Origin of the sequence: Candidatus Enterococcus murrayae (assembly GCF_017315985.1) — a bacterium.
Classification (GTDB): domain Bacteria; phylum Bacillota; class Bacilli; order Lactobacillales; family Enterococcaceae; genus Enterococcus_A; species Enterococcus_A murrayae.
Genome location: NZ_JAFLVR010000006.1, coordinates 15,185 through 34,278, shown reverse-complemented (window position 1 = coordinate 34,278; position 19,094 = coordinate 15,185). Strand labels below are relative to the sequence as shown.

Sequence of the window (19,094 nt, the reverse complement as noted above, 5' to 3'; positions counted from 1 at the left end):
CTTAATATAGTTTGTCTCTTTCCATCCATTATTAAGTCCATCACAGCTATCTGAAATTCTTCAAGCGCCCTGAAGATAAAAAGCCACCTGTGATGGGCTCTACTGCTGTACAAATATTAAGAAACTATTAATTGCCGAAAATTCCTACATCTACTCCTCTATTTACAAAAAAAATCAAGCTTCCCCTGCTCGATAAAAACATCGTCCTATCAACCTTTCTCCCAAAAACAAAAAAATAGAATTGTCAAAATGAGGAACATTACATTTCCCCCTCAAATTTGCAGCTTTTCCATTGGTCGTTTTAGCAAGACTCCCCATTTAATCATGTTTTAAATAAAGAGAGAATGAAAAAAGGCGTAATTTTCCTACAAAAAAGTAATTTTCCCCATTTTGACCTATTTTTATTTTGTGCTTTATTCTTTAGTCACCGGCCGGTACAAAAAAATTCGAACACACGGAGGAAATAAGAAATGATGCAAAAACTAAGTACTAAATTACAAGTGCAGCTCGCTGTACCTGGTGTAGAGAAATTAAAGAAAGTCACCTTCCCAAATGTCGTAGACGAACCAAAGGAAGCAGAAATCATCGAACTAGGTGAGATCATGAGAGCACTTGACCACGAAGACACATTATTGGATGGCGTGATCATCACCAGCCAATCACGAGTAACGAAATAGGAGGAAAACGTAAATGAAAAAATTAGTAGCGATCTTTAAAACTAGCAGCGGACGTTCCCAAACGTGGAGTTATCCGACTCCCGGTGAAGGAAAGGCGCCTGAGGAAATTCGAGGATTCTTGGAACGACTGACAATGTTAAGCCTGTTCAAAAAGGATGACGAGAAGCTGTTCAACCAAGTCGTCAGCGCAAAGTACGTCGAAACTGTTGAAACAATTATCTTTTAAGCATAGAAAATTGAGGAGCCGCGGCATTAATGCCGCTCTCCTCTAATCAAAAAAAGGAGGACATGATCCATGAATGAACAAACACTAACTTGCCGACAATTGTTTAATTTAACACCAAAAACACTAGAAAAACGAATTACTGAATACTATTACCAAACTCAAAATAGCAGCCTAACGATCAAATATATTTTGACATTACGCGTGCGTTTTCAACTCGGTGCGGAGGAGTTTGCCTTCATTCTGAAGGATCTTGTCCGTGAGATTTTTATGAATACCAAAGCCACTCGTACTATGAAACGCTTCTTTTATTACTTTCAAGATTACTTCATGGCACCCGAATGGCGCTCGTTAGCTGCAAGAGTATTTCCTGTCCGTAATTTTGGCGAAAAGGCCATCTCACTTGTCCGTTCTCTTATTGCAAAAGTTCGTCCCACAGAAACAAACGAACCTTGATAAGTTTTTACCTACGCAAAAAAAACTAATTTAGAAAGGAAAGCAGAACAATGACCCATGATTTAGTCACGACCTTTACCAATGGTCTAGGCAAAGAACACGACTGGACCTATAAAAATGTGAATGCCGATTTGCCTGTTGAACAGATCAAAGAAGCTTGCGAACTACTGACTCAATTGGATATTTTTGAAAAAAATGGCGTAAAACTATTTGATACTGTTGTCACGGCAAAGTTCGTCACCACGTACGAAACCGATATTTTTGATGTGGAGAATGATCCACAGCCCGTAGCTGAAAAAAAGGCGGGAGAACAGCATGAAAAGACAGAAAATGAAGCAACTGTAGATACACCACTTGAACCCACTTCATTAATGGAGAATTCTCTACAATTCGGGAAACAGCATACGATTGATTCTAAAAGAAGGTCCGACACTCTTCCACTATCTGTCGCAGCAGCATCGAAGTTGCCAAAGACCCCTTCTTTGTCACCACATATTGGCAGCAATAATCGTGAATGTTTCAAAGACCTAAAAACTAATATGCCGGAAAATGGCCCGAAGAGGAGCAGTACTTTTATCGGAAAGGCGGCCCCTCTTCCGAAAGCACAACAAGCGCAAAAAGAGAAGGGTAAACACAAAGGTCTGTTTGCTCGAATCTGGGGCAAGCATGGCAAAAATAAAGAAGGTCCTTCTTGAAATCAAATGAACGGCCACTAAATTCTGCCCTTTTTAAATAAAGTAGGTCAGTCCCATGTTGCAAGGTAGGTAGCCTTGAGAATGGTTGCTTTTCTATACCCTGTCTCGCTTTTCATAGGGTTAATCTCATCGCTCTTGCTAATTATTCTTAGCGTGAGCCTATCTTTGACAGTTGAACGATAGAACCCCCTGTGATTTTCTGCTTGCAGGGGGTAATTAGAGTTGAACTTTTTACACATAGTATACGTAAACACTTGGATAAATTACTCTTACCTCGCTTCAGATCGGGCATCGATCGATCATTTTTATCTATTGACAAAATAAATCCACGGATATATTATATCTGTAGACTTTTTTTATCTTAAGATTTAGAAAAGACTAATTACTAATGATATACGAGGCGAGAAACATGAAAGTGAAAAAGAAATTTTTAATCTATGCAGTGGTCTTCTTTTTATCCCTAATTCCAATACTGTATTCTAGTTTATTTTTAGGAGCCATGATGGACCCTTATGGAAAAGTAGATCAGCTTCCTGTGGCATTGGTCGGAGAAAAGGACAATCCGATCTATCAAAAGCTTTTAGAAAACAAGCTCTTTGATTATAAAGAAGCGGGTGCAGATAAAGCGAAGGCTAATTTAGAAGCAGGGAAGGTTTATGCCATCATCACATTTAATAATGGCTTTCCTCAGAAATTAAAGGATTTTCCTAGAAATAGACAAAACCCGACTTTAACCTTGACGACCTCTGAAGGGCTGAACTATTCCGCTGCTAAATTGATTACGACGACGACTGAACAATTCGTGTCCAAGGTCAATACAGGACTTTCCTCACAATTGATTCACCAGCTCAATGCTGATCAAGTCCCTGAAAATGTTGCCAGTGTAATCAGCTTAAAGCATAAGGACCTTCACCCAGTCAAAAATAACGGCGAAGGGATGGCTCCCTATATCTTTTCCTTAACGCTATTTGTTGGCGGGATCTTTACAAATCAATTCATTATGAGAGCTCTGACTAAGAAAAAGGAGAACTATCGACACTATTGGCGAGAACAATTTCTTTACCCAATGGTCATTGCCCTGCTGCAATTGCTGCTGCTGTTGCTGATAAACACCTGGTTTATTCATATATCCATTACCAAGCCTTTGGACTTTATGTTCTTTTCAATCGTTGTCGCCGCGGCTTTTTACAGTATTATTGTGGCCTTTAACAAACTGATACCTGGGATCGGCAGCTTCATCGTTTTACTGCTGACAATGATGCAAACCTCCTCATCTGGAGGAAGCTATCCGATTCTTTTATCCTCACCAATTTTCCGAACAATTCATCGTTTTATTCCAATGACCTATAGTGTCAACGGCTTCAGAAATTTGATCAGCTTGGACAACTCGAAGATCTTTATGGATTATGCTGCTCTCATTATCTTTATTATGGCAGGTCAAATAGGCATCTATTTCAGTTATCAAATTCATGAAAAGAAGGCGGTTCATTAGGGTTAAAATCTTAAGCACATAGAGAACCGCTCATCTGGAAATAGAGTTCCAAATGAGCGGTTCTTTTTTTCTATTCATTCAACTTCGTCGTTTTAAAATCCGTCGTGTACTTAAATTCTACCGGCTCTTTTTTATTTAGTAGTTCTTCATTCAGTGTAATCTCGAAGACTTCTTGATTTTCATAAGGATTGAAATAGTAGGTTGTATTTGATACATCAAAAACAGCGCGGTATTGCGTATAATCGATCGCCCCATCATTTTTGATATTGACGCCCTTTGGAATCGTCACATTGTCCAGAATTTTGAAAATGGCATTTAAAGAATCCGCTGCCGTATTTCCTGACTCCGTTAACGCCCGCAGGTAAACTGTCCGAACGAACCTTTCGGGTGATGTGTATCCCCCGGGCAAGCCATATGTTCCAGACCCTTGCCCAAAAGGCTTTATTTCATGAGTCGCAATTTTTTTGTTCGGGTAATTATTGGGCTGGATGCTCAAATAATTGTTTAAATTTTTTACATGCCATTCAAATTCAGGACTATTGGTCATGACACCAACAGGATTCTCTTTTATGACCAGCTTCCCGCTGTCCGATTCGATCACCACTGTTTCTCCTGTTTTATCTGTGACAATATAATGAAGCGGCGGCACGAATCCTAGAACAGGTACTTCCTTTTCAACTATATTCACTTCAGTGATACGTTTCCTTAATTCGGCAATGCTTGCATTCTCGCCCAACAGCCAAATGATGAATTCGTGGGGAGCCAAATTCACCTGCTCTTCTCTCACCTCGGAACTGTATTTCGCTTCATCAAGAAAGTAGAGCTCCGCAATAGCAAGTCCTTTTTCATTCACACCATCGGCTAAAAAATATTCTCCTAAATTTCTTCCTGTTCCAAGAAACCCATATTTCGTATTTCGGGTCCCGTCAAACTGCTTTTTCCAAGTATAATTTCTGGGAATAACAACTGGTCTCCCTTCAAGCTGGAAGCCAAAATCCATTGTTCTAGCCAAAAAATGATGCTGTGAGTTGTTTGTCAATGTTAAACTAGTACACATAATCAATTACTCCCTCATAAAAAGTTAAGCCATTTCATTTTTTATCGTTAACGCTTGTCGCTCTTTTCAAAGCTATTTGAAACGATCCTTAACCGTAGATGACAAGTCTTTGAATTGTTTTCCAACAGCTTTGCCTTTTTCTGCATATTCTTTTCCGATATTTTTTCCTTCTTCGCTGTATTTTTCTCCTAATTTGGCTCCTTGCTCTTTGGTTTGTTCGAAGGTTTCTTTTAACTTGTTGATTTCTTCTTTAAATGACATATCGTTGCTCACTCCTATTCTTCATTAATAAATTTTTTCCAGTCGATGGTTAAATAGCTGCCGTCGGATGCTTTCGGTAAAATTTCTGTCAGCGGGTGGGATTGTAGTTGCTCCATGTAAACTTTCTGAGCTTCTGAATGAATCTCCTTCACTACATCTGATTTTTCCCTGATTAAATCCTTGTCAACAAACATCGCGTCAATGGGTTCAAGGTTGATATGGGATAGAAACGCATTCTCTCCCTCGATGGCCAAGAAAACATCTAGGAAATTGATCTCCTCTTTCGGTTTTTTCAGCTTGTAGCCGCCTTGCTTCGACGCGTAGGAATCAATCAAATTAGCATGCTTTAATTTCGTCGCGATCTTTTGCAAGTACGTATGAGACACATTCATTCGCTTACTGATCTCACTAGATTTTAGTGAATCTTTTTCAGGAAGCTCTGCCAGCATAACTAAAATTCCGATAGCTTGAACGTAGGATGATGATAATTTCAAGTACTCACCTCTTTTTTTATAGATATTATATATCTATAGATATTTTTTGTCTATATATCGACTTTGCTTTATTCAATCTTTTACAAATTTTAGTAGTTTTTCTATGAGGATTTTGGTCAGCTGCTGAACATTCCTCCGTGATTGATTTATTCTTCAAATCGATTGCACCGTTACTACAAAAATAGGACCTTAAAAAAGGCCCCATTCGTTAAAAACTATTGGTTTATACTCCGCTGTTCAGCTGTGCCTTCAGCAGCTGCTGAATCCTAACTAATTCTTCTGAGGAAAGGCGTTGATAGGAAATTTCGTCCTGCGTGAAGCCTTCTCCTTTAGCCTGTTCAGATTCTATTTCACTAAAGGCTCCGCGGTATTTTCTAGTTAAGAGCTTCAGATCACTGAAATGAACATCCGTCTTGATATTGCTGCCGAGGCTCGTTAAAATTTCTTGATAGCTGCTGAGACCTTTAAAGCTGATCGCATTCTTCACGATCCCGGCAATCAGTTGGCGTTGGCGTGCTTGTCGACCATAATCCCCTTCTGGATCATCGTAACGCATGCGAACATATTTTAACGCGTTGCTTCCATCTAATTTTTGGACGCCTTTGGGAAATTCTGTTTCTTCATATGTAAATGCAAAAGGATTGGATACTTCCACCTCTCCAACGGCATCAACAAGTGATTCGATTCCTTGCATATTGATCGTCACATAATAATTGATAGGAATATCTAATAGCTTTTCAACCGTAGCAATCGTCATAGCTGTACCGCCAAAGGCATACGCGTGATTGATTTTATCCATCGTTCCGTGCCCTGCAATCTCAGCATACGCATCTCGGGGCAAACTGACCAATACTGTTTTTTCTGTTTTGGGGTTCACAGTGGCTACCATGATCGTATCAGAACGTCCTTGCTCCGAACGACCCAGTGCTCCGGTATCGACGCCTAGTAATAAAACACTAAAGGGCTCCTGCTGTTTTAAATCAATCTCTTTTAACCGCTGTGCTCTTGCAATCGGCTCGTAGGCATTTTCAGTCGTACTCTTTACATCGTAGAATACCTTCGCAGCAACAGCTGTGAGCAAAAGAATCAAGACCAATAAGGTACTTACCAGAACAGTCAGGATCTTTTTCAGCTGTTTTTTTCGATTAGGAGCTCTTCTCCGCTTCGTTCCCATTCATTCACTCCATCGCTTTTTTCAGTTTTTTTTGCCCAGCCGGATCGGCATTAAAGGCCTGTGCCAGAATATCGGCGATCCGTTCGCTTGCATGACCATCTCCATAAGGGTTCGCCGCTTGAGCCATTTTTTGATAGTCCTCTGTCGATTCCAACAACTTCTTGGCCTCTTGAAAAACAATTTCCTTTTTAGTTCCCACTAATTTTAGTGTTCCTGCTTGGACACCTTCCGGACGTTCTGTCGTATCACGCAGAACCAACACCGGAACGCCTAATGATGGGGCCTCCTCCTGAACACCGCCAGAATCCGTTAGTATCAAGTCGCAGTGCTGAACAAAGTTATGGAAATCAAAAAGATCTAACGGTTCGATCAGCTGAATATTGTCTAAGTCCCCAAGCTCCTTTTCTGCCAACTGGCGAACGACTGGATTTTTGTGCATCGGAAAAATTATCTCAACATCCTTTTTAGTCTTTGCTAATTGGGACAATGCTTGAAAGACTTCTGTCATCGGCTCGCCCAGATTTTCTCTACGGTGCATCGTTACTAGCAATTTTCTTTTCCCATTATTCAACAAGTTGGGGTGTGAATATTCCTTGTCGATAGTATAGCTCATTGCGTCAATGGCGGTATTTCCGGTCACAAAGAGATGTTCCTTTGAATGATTTTCCTTCAATAAATTATCAGCGCTTGCCTGCGTCGGTGCAAAGTGAAGATCAGCTACGGCATCGACCAATTGACGATTCATCTCCTCTGGAAAAGGTGAATACTTCTGCCAAGTGCGCAGACCTGCTTCGACATGACCGATAGAAATCTGCTGATAATAGGCGGATAAGGCTGCCGCCAATGTCGTCGTTGTATCGCCATGAACTAAAACGATATCTGGCCGGTGATCCTCCAGTATGGGTGTAAGCAGCTTGATGATGCGAATCGTCATATCGCTTAGAGCTTGCTTATCTTTCATGATATTCAAATCAAAATCTGGTATGATTTCAAAAAAATCCAATACTTGATCCAGCATGTCTCGGTGCTGACCGGTTACTACTACCGTTGACTCAAAGCGCGCATCCTTTTCTAAGACCTTGATGACTGGAGCCATTTTAATCGCTTCTGGCCTAGTACCAAAAATCGACATTACTTTTATCGACATATGTATCTCCCTTTTATTCAATAATTTTTCCCCTACGACAAAGAATCTTGAAGGAGATTCTGGTCCTCTCCTTCAAGATTCTCTGTACTTCAAACATAAAACAAGCGAATTGAAGAGCTAAATAATAAAAAGATTGATTGTTTTTGCGAAATATCGAACAATGAAAAAATTTATTATTTTAGATTCCACGTTTTAAGAGGTTTATCTGCTGGTGCGTATTCCAATTTAGTTGGTTTTTCTCCCGGTCCGATCAGATAATATAATTTACCCTTAGACGCTTTTTCCGGTGCTAGTACACCGCCAAAGGCTTCCATCTCTTCAGTTACGTTGTATGTCTTATCTTTTTTATCTGTCACCAAGCGAAAATCAATCGCTCCCATTCCTTTGTCCTGGGTACCAATATTCTTATACTCAACAGTAAAGGTAATCAGCTGCTTAGGCTTTTTCGCTTGATCCACAGATTCACTGCTAGATACTTCGGTGAGTTTCATTTCCATTCCATCCGCCGTGAAAGGAGCATTCAATCCATCTTTTACTTCAACCTTGGCAACCGAAACACTCGTTTCTCCGCTGCTGCTGCTTTCTTTGTCATTTCCAGCCGCACATCCAGTTAGGAGAAAACAAGCTGCGATAACACTTAATAATAATTTTTTCATTCAAAATCTCCGTTCGCTAGTTCACTAGAACTGTTTTTCTATCTAATTCTTTGCTGTCAGGTCCATATGCAACTAGGTAAGCAGTGTCGCCTTTTTTGATAGCATCTCCTACATAGTAAGTGAATGAACCATTTTTAAAGGTGCCGCCAATTGAAACCAGTCCATCGTTTACGTAAAGGCGAGCCTGTGTCACATCACCTGAATAAACGCCTGAGATTTCAATCCCACCAACAGTATACGCATTTGGCGAAATACTGCCGCTATAAGAAGAGCTTGTGAAGGAAACTTTCACATTTTCCTGCAATAATACATCATTGGTCCCGTAAGCATTCATCGTTACATTGTCACCATCTTTGATACTGCTGCCAACATAATAAGTGAAACGACCATCTTTAAAGGTACCGCCCCAAGAGATGACGTTGCCGTTTATTGATAGACGAGCTTTGCGTACATCACCAGTGTAGGTACCGGTGATTTCTCCGTTACCAATTGTGTAACTGTCAGGAGTAATCGTTCCTTTTTGTACAGGTGCTTGCTTGATGTTAACGATATTGTTTTGAGTCAAGAGGGTGTTGTTCTGATCGTAGCCGTTGATTAACACACTGTCGCCGGCTTTGATTCTTGAAGACCCTACCCAATAGGTGAAGCGTCCGTTAGTAAAAGTTCCGCCTAAAGAAAGGACCGTTCCATTGACAATCACTTTTGCTTTCTTCACGTCTCCCGTGTAAGTTCCAGTAATTTCTTCGTTTCCAATCGTATAGGCATCCGCTACCATTGATCCAACTGTTGTTGCTTCAACTTGAACAACTTTGCTGTCTAATTCCTTGTCATCTGCGCTGAAGGCAACTAAACGTACATTGGCCCCTTTAGCAATCACATTTTGACCAACATAATAGGTGAACGTACCATTTTTAAAGGTTCCGCCTTGTGAAATTAAATTATTATTGACATATAATTTAGCTTTCTTCACATCGCCAGTATAGGTTCCGGTGATTTCTGCATCGCCGACCTTGAAAACATTTGGAGTAATGGTTCCTTTTGCTTCTGGTGCAGCAACAATAGTAACTTTATTGTTCTGACTTAATACATCGCCGTCTACATCATAGCCATTGATTAGAACACTATCACCTTGTTTAATAGCATTTTTGCCAACCCAGTAGCTGAATTCACCATCTCTGAACGTTCCGCCTAAAGCAAGAACCTTTCCGTTGACGATGACTTTTGCCTTCTTCACATCTCCAGTGAATGTTCCACGAATATATTCTTCGCCGATTGTATAATCATAGGCAGTGATCGTACCGCTATAATTAGATAGTACTTTGACTGTTTTCTCATCTAATTTATTCTTGTTTTCGTCATAAGCCACCAAAACAACTTTAGAGTTTTTCTTGATTAGACCAGTCGTTACTTCATAAGAGAAGCGACCATCTCTGAAGGTTCCGCCTTCAGATACTAAATGATCATCAACATAAAACTCTAGATAAGAAACATCCCCTTCATACTTACCTGTGATCAGCCCCTGTCCAACTGTATAATCATCTGGTGTGATTTCATGAATGCTTTCTTTGACAACAACTTCAATATCTTTTGTTGCGATCCCTCTGTGAGAATCTTCAACTGAATAAGTAATGAAGTATTTACCGGGAACACTGGTGTTTACCGTGTTTGACTTAACCACAATTTTTGAAGTTAAATCGCCGTCTTCTTCATCATGAGCAGTTACTCCTTCTAAAGGATTGAACGGCGTGCCCTTTTCAATCACTTTATTTTCAGCATGGATAACTGGCAATGTGTTTTCTGCTACAGTTACTTCGATCGTTTTAGTTGCGGTCAACCCATGGCTGTCCGTGATTTTGTAGGTTACAGGGTAGACACCCTCCACATTTGAACGTACTTGATTGTCAATAATGACAACATTTTTAGTGATATCGCCATCTTCTTTATCGATCGCCGATACCCCTTTCATAGCAAATGCGCCAGTAAAGTCATCGCCTAGTACGATTTTACGGTTTTCCGCAGTCAACACCGGCTTTTCCGTCCCATAGGCTGGATCAAGCTTTGCATATTCCAAGAAGCCGCTAGACTCTTTTCCACCACCGACTGTCCAGTCAATGATATTATTATCCTGCGTCAAACCTGTGTTGAAATGATATTTACCATCCAATGAACCTGGAATACGGATTTCTGTGTCTGTTACAAATCCACCTAAATCAATATTCACTGAACAATAAACACGTGGTAAAATACCGACTATCGTCGTAATATTCGGATTTTGAATAACCAGTGAGCAACTCTCTGGATCTACTCTGATATCTGTTGATTTGTAGGTATAAGATTTAATTGGAATACCTAAGTTGTAGGCCTTCATCTCACCTGATAAATAGTTGATAAAACGCGGATCTTCCAATAACGGCTTAAATTCATTTGGCAATTTGACTTGATAATAGGTTTTATCAGCGATACCTAAATTCGCTAATTGAGTGATGTTTAAGTCAACAGTCAAAATACCTTCTGTTTTTTGATTGTTGATCACTAATTCTTTACCTGTTGACGTTTTTAAGCCAATTTTACCCCAAGCAATCAGCCCAATATCCATTGGTTTAATAAGACCATTTGTCTCCTGCTTCTTTGTGTCTTCAGCATCCTCGTCTTCAGCAGGTGCTTCAGTCGTAGGTATCTCCTTTGTTTCTGTTGTTTCCTGTACGGGTTCGTCACTTGTTTCTGGTGCTGCTTCTGGCAGATCGTTCTTCACCAGACTGTCTGCCAGTTCTGGTGCTACCTCTTCTGTTTCTACATTTTTTTCTTCAGCTAAAGCTGCAGCAGGCAGCAGGCCTGTGTTCAGCAACATCAAGCTGCTGGCACCGATTGTCAATAATTTCTTTTTCTTCACTAATTTTTCCCCTTTCTTTTTTCCCTTTTTTGAATCAAACACACACTACATTCATCCATCACCTCCCTAATATTTGTAGTATTTGTAGTTTCCTGTACTCGTAGATTTTGCTCCGTTGTAAACAAAGCCCACCAAACGAGCATTTGACTGCTTAAGCAGGTTTTTGCATTTTATTAAGTTGTTTCGTTTTGTACGGTTTTCACGAACTACTAAAATAACGCCATCAACCTTCGAAGAGAAAATCTGAGCATCTGTCACTACAAGCAGCGGTGGGGAATCAATAATGACAAAGTCGTACTGTTCCTCCAGCTGTCCTAAAATTTCATTTAACCGGTTGGAATTTAACAACTCCGATGGATTTGGCGGTATCGGTCCGGCCGGGAGAAAATCCAAATTTTTTACTTGTGTGCTTTGGATCGCTTCCTCCGGCATAGTCCGGCTGTTGCTCAATAAAGAACTTAGCCCCTTAGCACGGGTAGAAAAGGAATTAAAATATTTCCCTGCTGTCGCGCGCCGCAGATCGCCATCAACCAGCAGCACTTTTTGATTGGTTTCAGACATAACGACTGCTAAGTTAGAAGCCAACGTAGTCTTTCCTTCCTCCTGCTCTGTCGATGTCACTAACAGCAGCTTTAATGACTGCCCGGAGGATGCAGCAAACTGAATACTCGTTCGAACATTGCGATACTGTTCGGTAATAGGTGAAAATCGATTTTCGATCGAAATTAATCGTGTTTCTCTTTCTTTCATGTAATGACGCTCCTAAGTTTAGACTCTTTTTCTTTGTCTTCTAGACACACGCAAAGACTCCTCCGACAAATTTCTCTTCAGAAGATCCTTATCCTTTGCGGACATTTTCATGTCTACACTAGTCATATAGGGGATAATCCCTAAGGCATTGGTTTCAAAAACTTCATAGACCGTTTGTTCTGATTTGATCGTCTGATCAAAGCTTGCCCGCACCAAAACAAATAGAAAGCCGGCTAACACACCAATAAATAGACTTAGGACTAAATTTAATTTATGATTCGGCGATATTGGCGCCCGACTAGCAGTCGCTTCTGAAGTAATCGAAATTTCTCCAGGAATTTGACTTTCTGCTAAAGCTTCTTGAAATATTTGCGAAGTTGTATTGGCTAAATGAGCGGACAGCCTTGGTCGATCGCTAACAGCGCGGATCGAAAAAAAAAGCGATTCTTGCTGCTGTTCAAGTGTAATTGCTTCTCTTAACTGACTAATCGTCATTTGTTGATGTTCTTCTGTCTGCAATCTTTCTTGTACTCGTCCCAAGACCAAATCACTTAACACCAGTTCCTTGTAGGTTTTTACCAATTGCAGATTAGCAGTAATTTCATTAGAAAGATTTTCTTCCGTCGATTTCGTTGCCGCGATCATCTGTGTTTGCGAGCTGTACTGCGGCGTGATCCAGAAAAAGGTAATATAGCCGCCCAGCAGTAAGCCGCCGATACTAAAAAGAATAATGGTCAGCAGCTTTTCCTTAATAGTGCGCACAAAAAAGGAGAAATTTAATTTTTCATCCATAATGACTAGTTGCCTCCGATAGTTTATATACTGGTTTAATAAGCCCCATCTCGTGTGATGATGACCAAAAAGGTTTTAAGCATGATCTGTATATCCAGAAGAAAACTTCCTTTAGCTAAGTAGCTGAGATCTAGTTGGATCATTTCTTCAAAATGGAGATTGTTCCGCCCATTCACCTGCCACAGACCGGTACATCCAGGCTTAACAAGTAATCTTAGACGATGATAATCCGAGTATTGCTCCACTTCATGAGGCAATGCTGGTCTGGGTCCGACAATCGACATCTCCCCTTTCAGTACATTCACCAGCTGCGGAAACTCATCAATGCTAAATTTCCGCAAAAAATGACCGATTCGAGTAATACGCGGATCACATTTCATTTTGAACATAGGGCCTTGAATCTCATTTTTTTCCATCAAGTCTGCCAGCTGCTCTTCAGCTCCAACAAACATTGTCCGAAATTTATATAGAACAAAATAGTTTCCATTCAGACCAACACGTGTTTGACTAAAAAAGACTGGGCCTTTAGGATCTTCCAGTTTTATCAGCAGTGCGACAAAACCAAATGGAATCGCCAAAACAGCTAATCCCAAAAGACTTACAACGATGTCAATGACTCGTTTTGTTTTCCTTCCAAAAAAAATGGAGGCAGCTAAATTTTGTTGTTCAGTTAATTCAAAATCATTAATGGATGAGTTATTTTCATAAATGTTATTCATCATTTCACTTCCAAAAAATCGAAAAAATCCGATGTATTTTTCTTGATTTCCAAACTCTTTTTTTAGAATAATTACAACTAACAAACTAATAATAGAACAGAAGCTGCACCTTGAAACATCAAATAAGTGATGGTTTTTAACATTTTTATCCAAAAATCACGTTTTTTATTAACAAAATCGACAAAACGATGCTCATTCCATTCTATTTTTGTTCGATTTTTGAATTTTTAAGCTATTTTTCAAAGCACATTCTCAGCTACATCAAAAATTTTGTGTCCTTCGCTTTTTTTAAACTCGGCTTCTGCTTTGATTAAATGGTAGAATTCATCTGATATCTGATAGCCTCTTCCCCATGCTGTATCGATCGGACTAAAATCCATTCCGCTCTTTTCTACTTTTTCTTTGATGTTGCGGACACAGCTAGACAACGCGGACATTTTTGAATCCGTTACTCCTTCTTCACGCCAAATTTTCTTGCACAATTCCTGCCGTGACAGATACTGGCCTCTGTTTTCGTACAGACACATCAGCATGATTCTTTCCCGTTTAGAAAAACCAAAATTGTAAAAGCGGTAGTCTACCTCATCAGTCCTTCTTTTCCTGCTGCTGAAGGTTCTGGCCTTCGGATGTTCGGCCTGCTTTTGTTCAATAGCTTGACAAAGCTCGCGAATCTCCTCTAAGGAAGCATTTCCTTTGATCCTCTGATCAATGATGTATTCTGTCCGCTCTTCTTCATAGCCCTTTGTAAACTCACTTTCATATTTCCTGACGATTGCCGGAACATATTCGCGAATACGCGGGATTATTTCAAAAATCTCCTGATAAGACACCGTCTCACTTAAAATAACCGCGTCAAAACAAGAAAGCAGCTGCCCCATCTCCTGATCCATCGAAAAACACTCATCTAGTAAACACGTGCTGCAAAACACTTCATTATTTATTTGCTGAAGTTTGCTTTGAAAGCTCGTCTCAGCCAATATATTTTTCGTTAAAATTAATAGTTTCATATTCGATCTCCTTTACCAATTTCATTTAAGTGATTAATACTCTCAACAAATTCATCATAGAATCTTCGCTTTGAATGCCTGTTTCTTCCTTTTAAAGCTTCTTTACTCAGCTGATCACGGAACGCGTCATCATGAATCAATTGCTCTAATCCCTCAGCAAAACGCGGAACAAACTGCTGATCATACTCGATTAATAACGCGCTTTTTTCACTGATGTATTCTGGAATCCCGCCAATTTTAGTAGCAATGACAGGAATTCCCATCGCTTGCGCTTCAACCGCCGAAAGGCAACAGGTTTCGTGGAATATTGATGGAACAGCACAGATATCAGCCGCCTTCAGATAGAGAGGCATCTGACTTTTTTCAATATAGCCAGTAAAAGTCACTTCGATTGGCAGCTGCTCTGCCTGCGCCATTACCTTCTTGAAATAGGAATCCTTTTGAGCGGAGCTGTAGGTAGTTCCCCCTAATACCAATACCTTGACGTTTTGCACCGATTCAATTTGATTCAATGCATCAAACAACAGATGCACCCCTTTGGTCTCCGTCACCCGACCTGAAAAGACAATGACACAATCCGTCTCCTTATAATGAAATAGCGAACGGATTTTCTGCCTCTCAGTAGGCGCTGTCGGTTGATATTCCTCTAACGCGATCCCATTATTCACACGATAAAGAGCGGGCCATTCCTTTGAATAGCTAATCTCCTGCGCTTTCTCGTTAAGAAAATCACATACCGATAAAATCCCGTCCAGCTCCTGAAGAATCGTTGCTCCCTTCATTGTTCGATTATTGAGATAATCATTGTGTAAATAAACGGCCAGCTTCCCTGAAAAAAAGCGGCGGATAAGAGGAATTCGCTCTGGACAATTCAAATCAATCAGGCAATCCACGGAATTCTTTTGCAGATAGTGTTTGGCTGCTGTCACTAGCTCTGGATAAGGGATCATATTTTTTCTTTTGCCTGTAACGATTTGTCTTCCCTTGTTCCAGCATCTTTGAATAAACCAGCGAAACGGCCGCTCTTTTGTTTTCACCGCAACCACTTGCGTATGCTTATGTGTTCGATTGAACGCTGCAATCGCCTCATCATCCTTAGATACCACGATCAGCTCCAACAGCTGCTGCTGTTCATTTTCTTCAATTAAAGTGTCGAGCAGCGTTTCTATCGCACCGCCTTTTACCGCCGGCACAGGTAATTTTCCATAAGTCAGCAGTAACACCCGTATCCTCTTCATTTGAATTTCTCCTGCACTAAGAGATAGATAAAATAGACATTCTCAAAGATATAGCGCTTATAAAGCCGCTGCGGCTCCTTCATAAATCGATGCAGCCACTCCAATCCATTGCGCTGCATCCAAACAGGCGCCCGTGATATTTCGCCAGCTAGTACATCAAAGCTCCCGCCAACGCCCATGATTAAGTTGGCGTTCAATTCTTTTTTATACTTATTTACAAACGCCTCCTTATAAGGAGAAGTCATTCCAATGAACAGCATTTGCGGTTGACAGTCGGCAATTTTTTTTACTACCTCCTGTTCATCCTTGAAATAGCCATGCTGTGCACCAGCGATCTTCAGCTTGGGATACTGCTGCTTCAATACCTCCAGCAGCTTATTGAGAATTGTCTCTTTCGTGCCGAGAAAATATACCGTCAAGCCTAGTTCTTCCGCCTGCTTCAGCAGCGCCATCATTGTGTCGATTCCAGTAACCCGATCAATGTCTTTCTTTTTGAGCCATCGGCAGGCTCGAACCACTGAGTAGCCGTCCGCACTTACCATGTCCGCTTGTTGAATGATTTTTTTGATTTCAGCATCACGATGGCTTAGAACGACCTTATTGGAATTAACTCCTACGTGCTCTATTACTTCATTTCGCTGGATTCGCTCAATCATCTCTTCCACCGTTTCTTCCAAGCTGCCCTCATCAATCAGCAAATCAAATAGTTCAATTTTATTCATTGCGTCCCCTCCTTCTTATTGGATTGCTCCGAAACAAATCAATGGAAATGATACACACGATCACTAAAATCTGACTGCCGATCGAAGCCAACCTTGAGAAGGTCAGCCATTGATTAAGAACGATCTGTAAAACCAACAGACCGAATTGAATTCCCATTTTTCTAGCAGATAGATAATTTTCCATTAAGCGATTGGTCTCTTTTTTTCGTAAATAAAAGATGATAAAAAAGCCCAAACCAGATGCTATCGAGGCACCATTAATCCCCACCAGTGGAATCAAGATAAGGCTGCCCACGAGACTGACGGCAGCTCCGACTAGTGAAGTCGTCAAAACGCCTTTTGTTTTCTTCACCACGATATAAGCTGTTCCTAAAAAGCCCGAAACACAGGAAAAGAAATTGCTTATCAGCAGCAATGGTATGTAAGCTTTGGCAAAATAAAACTCCTTTGACAGCAATACAGAAGCTATCGGATCTAAAAACAATAGAATCAAGCAAGAGAAAACCAATAGCAGTGTGCAATAATGATTGAAGACATTTTGATAGAAGCTCCCCGCATCTTTTTTGCGATAGTTTTCAACCGCAGAAAGCTGCCAAGCCTGCAAGAAGATTGAGCCGATCACTGATAACAAGCTAGGAACCTTACTAGCCGCAGCGTACATGCCATTGCTTGCTACTCCCAGAAAGAAAGTCATAATAAAGCGGCTGGATGTTGTAAGAATCCACCACATAGCCGAATTGGGAATCAAGGGCAGGCTGTAAGTGATCAACTGCTTCTTTTGCACCTGATCCAAGTCCTTTTCTTTGATAAACAAATTCTTCCAAGAGATGTTGAAGGATAAGAATATTAAGGAAAAGCTATTCGCCAATACCAAAGACAAAAAGTAAGCATCGAGCTTATCGGCCATTTGACGAAAGAAAAATAGCCCAAAAAGCATGGTCAGCAGCGATAACAGAATGCCGTTTGATGCATAGATTCTCAGCTTGCCGATCGCTTTGATGTACTGCATAAAAATCAATTGAAAGGATTGGATCGTCAGTAAAAGAAAACTGAGCAAACCAACATAAGAAGAAATCATCACCTGCGGTCCGCATAGATAGACCCCTCCAACCAAAATCCCAGTCAGACCGAGCCCAACGAGGTTAATACTGATCGCCGTGCGCAGCCAGCCCACCTTCTCTGAATTACTTTTGCTGTCCAAAACAAAGCGCAAAACGCCTTCAGAGACACTCAAGCTGACGATCGGCAGCATCAAATTAATCGTATTGATCAGCAGATCCGCTGTCCCATACTCACTTTTGCTCAAATAGTAGGTATAAAACCCAACCAAAAAAAACGTAATCAGCTTGCTGCCAAAACTGCCAATCGCAAAAATCAACGAATCACTGAATAATTTCTTATATTGATTCATATTTCTACCAAGTTTTGCCGAATGTCAGCCATAATTTGATGATTAATCGCAAAGGCCGTTCGCATTTCTTCTTTCCGCTGCTTCATTTTAATTAGCTCCTGCTCATTGTCCGCCAGCTTTTCGGCGATTTTCTTTGATAACAGCTCTCTTTTTTCATTCAGGCCTTCAATTGCCAGCACGTCTTCCTCCAGCTCAAGATTTTTGAACATTTCTACTACTTTTTGCTGCCAAGACAAGCCAATAATTGGAACAAATTGCGAAACCGCGACTATCATTGAATGCATTCGGGTTCCAATTACCAGGCTCAGCGATTGATATAAGTCAAGCAAGTCTTCCCGATCCTTAACGAAGGCTACCTTTACCTCTGCTGATTTCTGGAAATCAGAATAGAGTGTTTCGATTGTTTCGTAATCCTGTACCTCAGAGGAAAATAGAACGATCTCTTTTTTCGCCTGAGCTAAGTGTTGGATCAACACCTTCATCTCCTCCAAATAGTCCAGATAATCCTTCCGTGAACAGCCGGTAATTCGATAGTCAATGACACAAATCCCGATGCGTTCCCGCAGAGCTCTTTGTGCTTTTAATTGCTCAAAGGGCAGTGATTCTGGCAATAGAAACACTGGATCAACAGAAGCATAAGCTGCTGGGTGTTGAGTATTTTCCAAATATCTTAATGACCGTTCATCACGAAAAGTGACATACTCACATTTCTTTAAGGTAGCGACAGCCGCATTTCTTTGCTTCTCCGTGCAAAACGGACCGATTCCAATCGAGCTGACAAAGACCGGGACCTGATGCTTATTAGCCAAAGAAACCACTTGATCAAAGCGCTGAGCGGATAAGGTGGCGGACGATAAATCAAAAATTGCATTTCCTCCACCGATTACTAAAAGATCCGTTTGGGCCAACGTCTCCTCAAAATGTTGAATATCTGCTGGATCATACATTTTTCTTCGCGATCTTAGCCACTTTCCCCTACTGACAAGGTTTCTTACCAATGGCAGCTGGCGAAAGTATTTATAATAAATTTCATGGGTTCTTGATCGACGAATCAGATTTTTATTTATCTTAATTTTTGATTCTTCAATTAGTTTGTAACTATATTTCCTTGTTTCAATTCCGGCTAACAGCTGCTCTGATAACGTCGCGGCAATCAATCGATCACCAATATTCGAGCTGTCAATGAAACTAACTAGTGTAGCTTTCACTCATGTTCCTCTACTTTCATGTTTT

At 40.6% G+C, this 19,094-nt stretch carries 20 protein-coding genes; 5 read left to right on the top strand and 15 right to left on the bottom strand.

The features are described from left to right. Positions 1 to 470: 470 nt before the first annotated feature. The 5 genes from JZO85_RS03010 to JZO85_RS02990 all read left to right on the top strand — a co-directional run bounded on the left by JZO85_RS03010 (position 471) and on the right by JZO85_RS02990 (position 3,543). Positions 471 to 677: a hypothetical protein gene (locus tag JZO85_RS03010; RefSeq protein ID WP_207107037.1), complete on the top strand. Its 207-nt coding sequence runs from the start codon at positions 471 to 473 to the stop codon at positions 675 to 677. 13 nt (positions 678 to 690) lie between these two features. Next, positions 691 to 903, top strand: a complete 213-nt coding sequence (locus tag JZO85_RS03005) for a DUF2922 family protein (protein WP_207107036.1) — start codon at positions 691 to 693, stop codon at positions 901 to 903. A 69-nt stretch (positions 904 to 972) separates the two neighbouring features. Beyond that, positions 973 to 1,356 carry a hypothetical protein gene (locus JZO85_RS03000; protein ID WP_207107035.1) on the top strand — a complete coding sequence of 128 codons (384 nt, stop codon included), beginning with the start codon at positions 973 to 975 and terminating at the stop codon, positions 1,354 to 1,356. Positions 1,357 to 1,406: 50 nt separating this feature from the next. Next, the gene (locus tag JZO85_RS02995; RefSeq protein ID WP_207107034.1) at positions 1,407 to 2,051 is read left to right on the top strand and encodes a DUF2922 domain-containing protein; all 645 of its coding nucleotides are present in this window, start codon (positions 1,407 to 1,409) and stop codon (positions 2,049 to 2,051) included. 409 nt (positions 2,052 to 2,460) lie between these two features. Beyond that, positions 2,461 to 3,543 (top strand): YhgE/Pip domain-containing protein, encoded by a 1,083-nt coding sequence (locus tag JZO85_RS02990; protein ID WP_207107033.1) that lies wholly within the window; start codon positions 2,461 to 2,463, stop codon positions 3,541 to 3,543. Positions 3,544 to 3,613: 70 nt separating this feature from the next. Here JZO85_RS02990 and JZO85_RS02985 read toward each other — a convergent pair whose 3' ends face one another. From JZO85_RS02985 to JZO85_RS02915, 15 genes are all read right to left on the bottom strand, one after another. After that, complete coding sequence (locus JZO85_RS02985; protein ID WP_207107032.1) at positions 3,614 to 4,600, bottom strand: choloylglycine hydrolase family protein; 987 nt, start codon at positions 4,598 to 4,600, stop codon at positions 3,614 to 3,616. Between the two features lie 72 nt (positions 4,601 to 4,672). After that, a complete protein-coding gene (locus tag JZO85_RS02980; protein ID WP_207107031.1) occupies positions 4,673 to 4,861 on the bottom strand; it encodes a hypothetical protein in 189 nt (62 codons plus the stop codon). Between the two features lie 14 nt (positions 4,862 to 4,875). Then, a complete protein-coding gene (locus tag JZO85_RS02975; RefSeq protein WP_207107030.1) occupies positions 4,876 to 5,355 on the bottom strand; it encodes an RrF2 family transcriptional regulator in 480 nt (159 codons plus the stop codon). A gap of 223 nt (positions 5,356 to 5,578) precedes the next feature. After that, positions 5,579 to 6,529, bottom strand: coding sequence for an LCP family glycopolymer transferase (locus JZO85_RS02970; protein WP_207107029.1), 951 nt, complete (start codon positions 6,527 to 6,529; stop codon positions 5,579 to 5,581). A gap of 4 nt (positions 6,530 to 6,533) precedes the next feature. Then, entirely contained in the window at positions 6,534 to 7,676 is a 1,143-nt protein-coding gene (gene wecB, locus JZO85_RS02965; protein WP_207107028.1) for a non-hydrolyzing UDP-N-acetylglucosamine 2-epimerase, read from the bottom strand. A 173-nt stretch (positions 7,677 to 7,849) separates the two neighbouring features. Next, positions 7,850 to 8,332, bottom strand: a complete 483-nt coding sequence (locus JZO85_RS02960; protein WP_207107027.1) for a DUF4352 domain-containing protein — start codon at positions 8,330 to 8,332, stop codon at positions 7,850 to 7,852. A 16-nt stretch (positions 8,333 to 8,348) separates the two neighbouring features. Further along, positions 8,349 to 11,222, bottom strand: coding sequence for an immunoglobulin-like domain-containing protein (locus JZO85_RS02955; RefSeq protein ID WP_207107026.1), 2,874 nt, complete (start codon positions 11,220 to 11,222; stop codon positions 8,349 to 8,351). 66 nt (positions 11,223 to 11,288) lie between these two features. After that, entirely contained in the window at positions 11,289 to 11,972 is a 684-nt protein-coding gene (locus JZO85_RS02950) for a CpsD/CapB family tyrosine-protein kinase (protein WP_207107025.1), read from the bottom strand. An 18-nt stretch (positions 11,973 to 11,990) separates the two neighbouring features. Beyond that, positions 11,991 to 12,764 carry a YveK family protein gene (locus JZO85_RS02945; protein ID WP_207107024.1) on the bottom strand — a complete coding sequence of 258 codons (774 nt, stop codon included), beginning with the start codon at positions 12,762 to 12,764 and terminating at the stop codon, positions 11,991 to 11,993. A 35-nt stretch (positions 12,765 to 12,799) separates the two neighbouring features. After that, entirely contained in the window at positions 12,800 to 13,486 is a 687-nt protein-coding gene (locus JZO85_RS02940; RefSeq protein ID WP_207107023.1) for a sugar transferase, read from the bottom strand. 236 nt (positions 13,487 to 13,722) lie between these two features. Then, positions 13,723 to 14,490: a winged helix-turn-helix domain-containing protein gene (locus JZO85_RS02935; protein ID WP_207107022.1), complete on the bottom strand. Its 768-nt coding sequence runs from the start codon at positions 14,488 to 14,490 to the stop codon at positions 13,723 to 13,725. After that, on the bottom strand, positions 14,487 to 15,728 hold the full coding sequence (locus JZO85_RS02930) for a glycosyltransferase family 4 protein (RefSeq protein WP_207107021.1): 1,242 nt from the start codon (positions 15,726 to 15,728) through the stop codon (positions 14,487 to 14,489). Before JZO85_RS02930 ends, JZO85_RS02935 begins: the two co-directional genes overlap by 4 nt. Further along, positions 15,725 to 16,450 (bottom strand): WecB/TagA/CpsF family glycosyltransferase, encoded by a 726-nt coding sequence (locus JZO85_RS02925; protein ID WP_207107020.1) that lies wholly within the window; start codon positions 16,448 to 16,450, stop codon positions 15,725 to 15,727. Before JZO85_RS02925 ends, JZO85_RS02930 begins: the two co-directional genes overlap by 4 nt. Then, entirely contained in the window at positions 16,443 to 17,861 is a 1,419-nt protein-coding gene (locus JZO85_RS02920; protein ID WP_207107019.1) for a lipopolysaccharide biosynthesis protein, read from the bottom strand. The genes JZO85_RS02925 and JZO85_RS02920 overlap by 8 nt, the downstream gene beginning before the upstream one ends. Then, a complete protein-coding gene (locus tag JZO85_RS02915; RefSeq protein WP_207107018.1) occupies positions 17,858 to 19,069 on the bottom strand; it encodes a polysaccharide pyruvyl transferase family protein in 1,212 nt (403 codons plus the stop codon). The genes JZO85_RS02920 and JZO85_RS02915 overlap by 4 nt, the downstream gene beginning before the upstream one ends. Between the last annotated feature and the right edge of the window lie 25 nt (positions 19,070 to 19,094).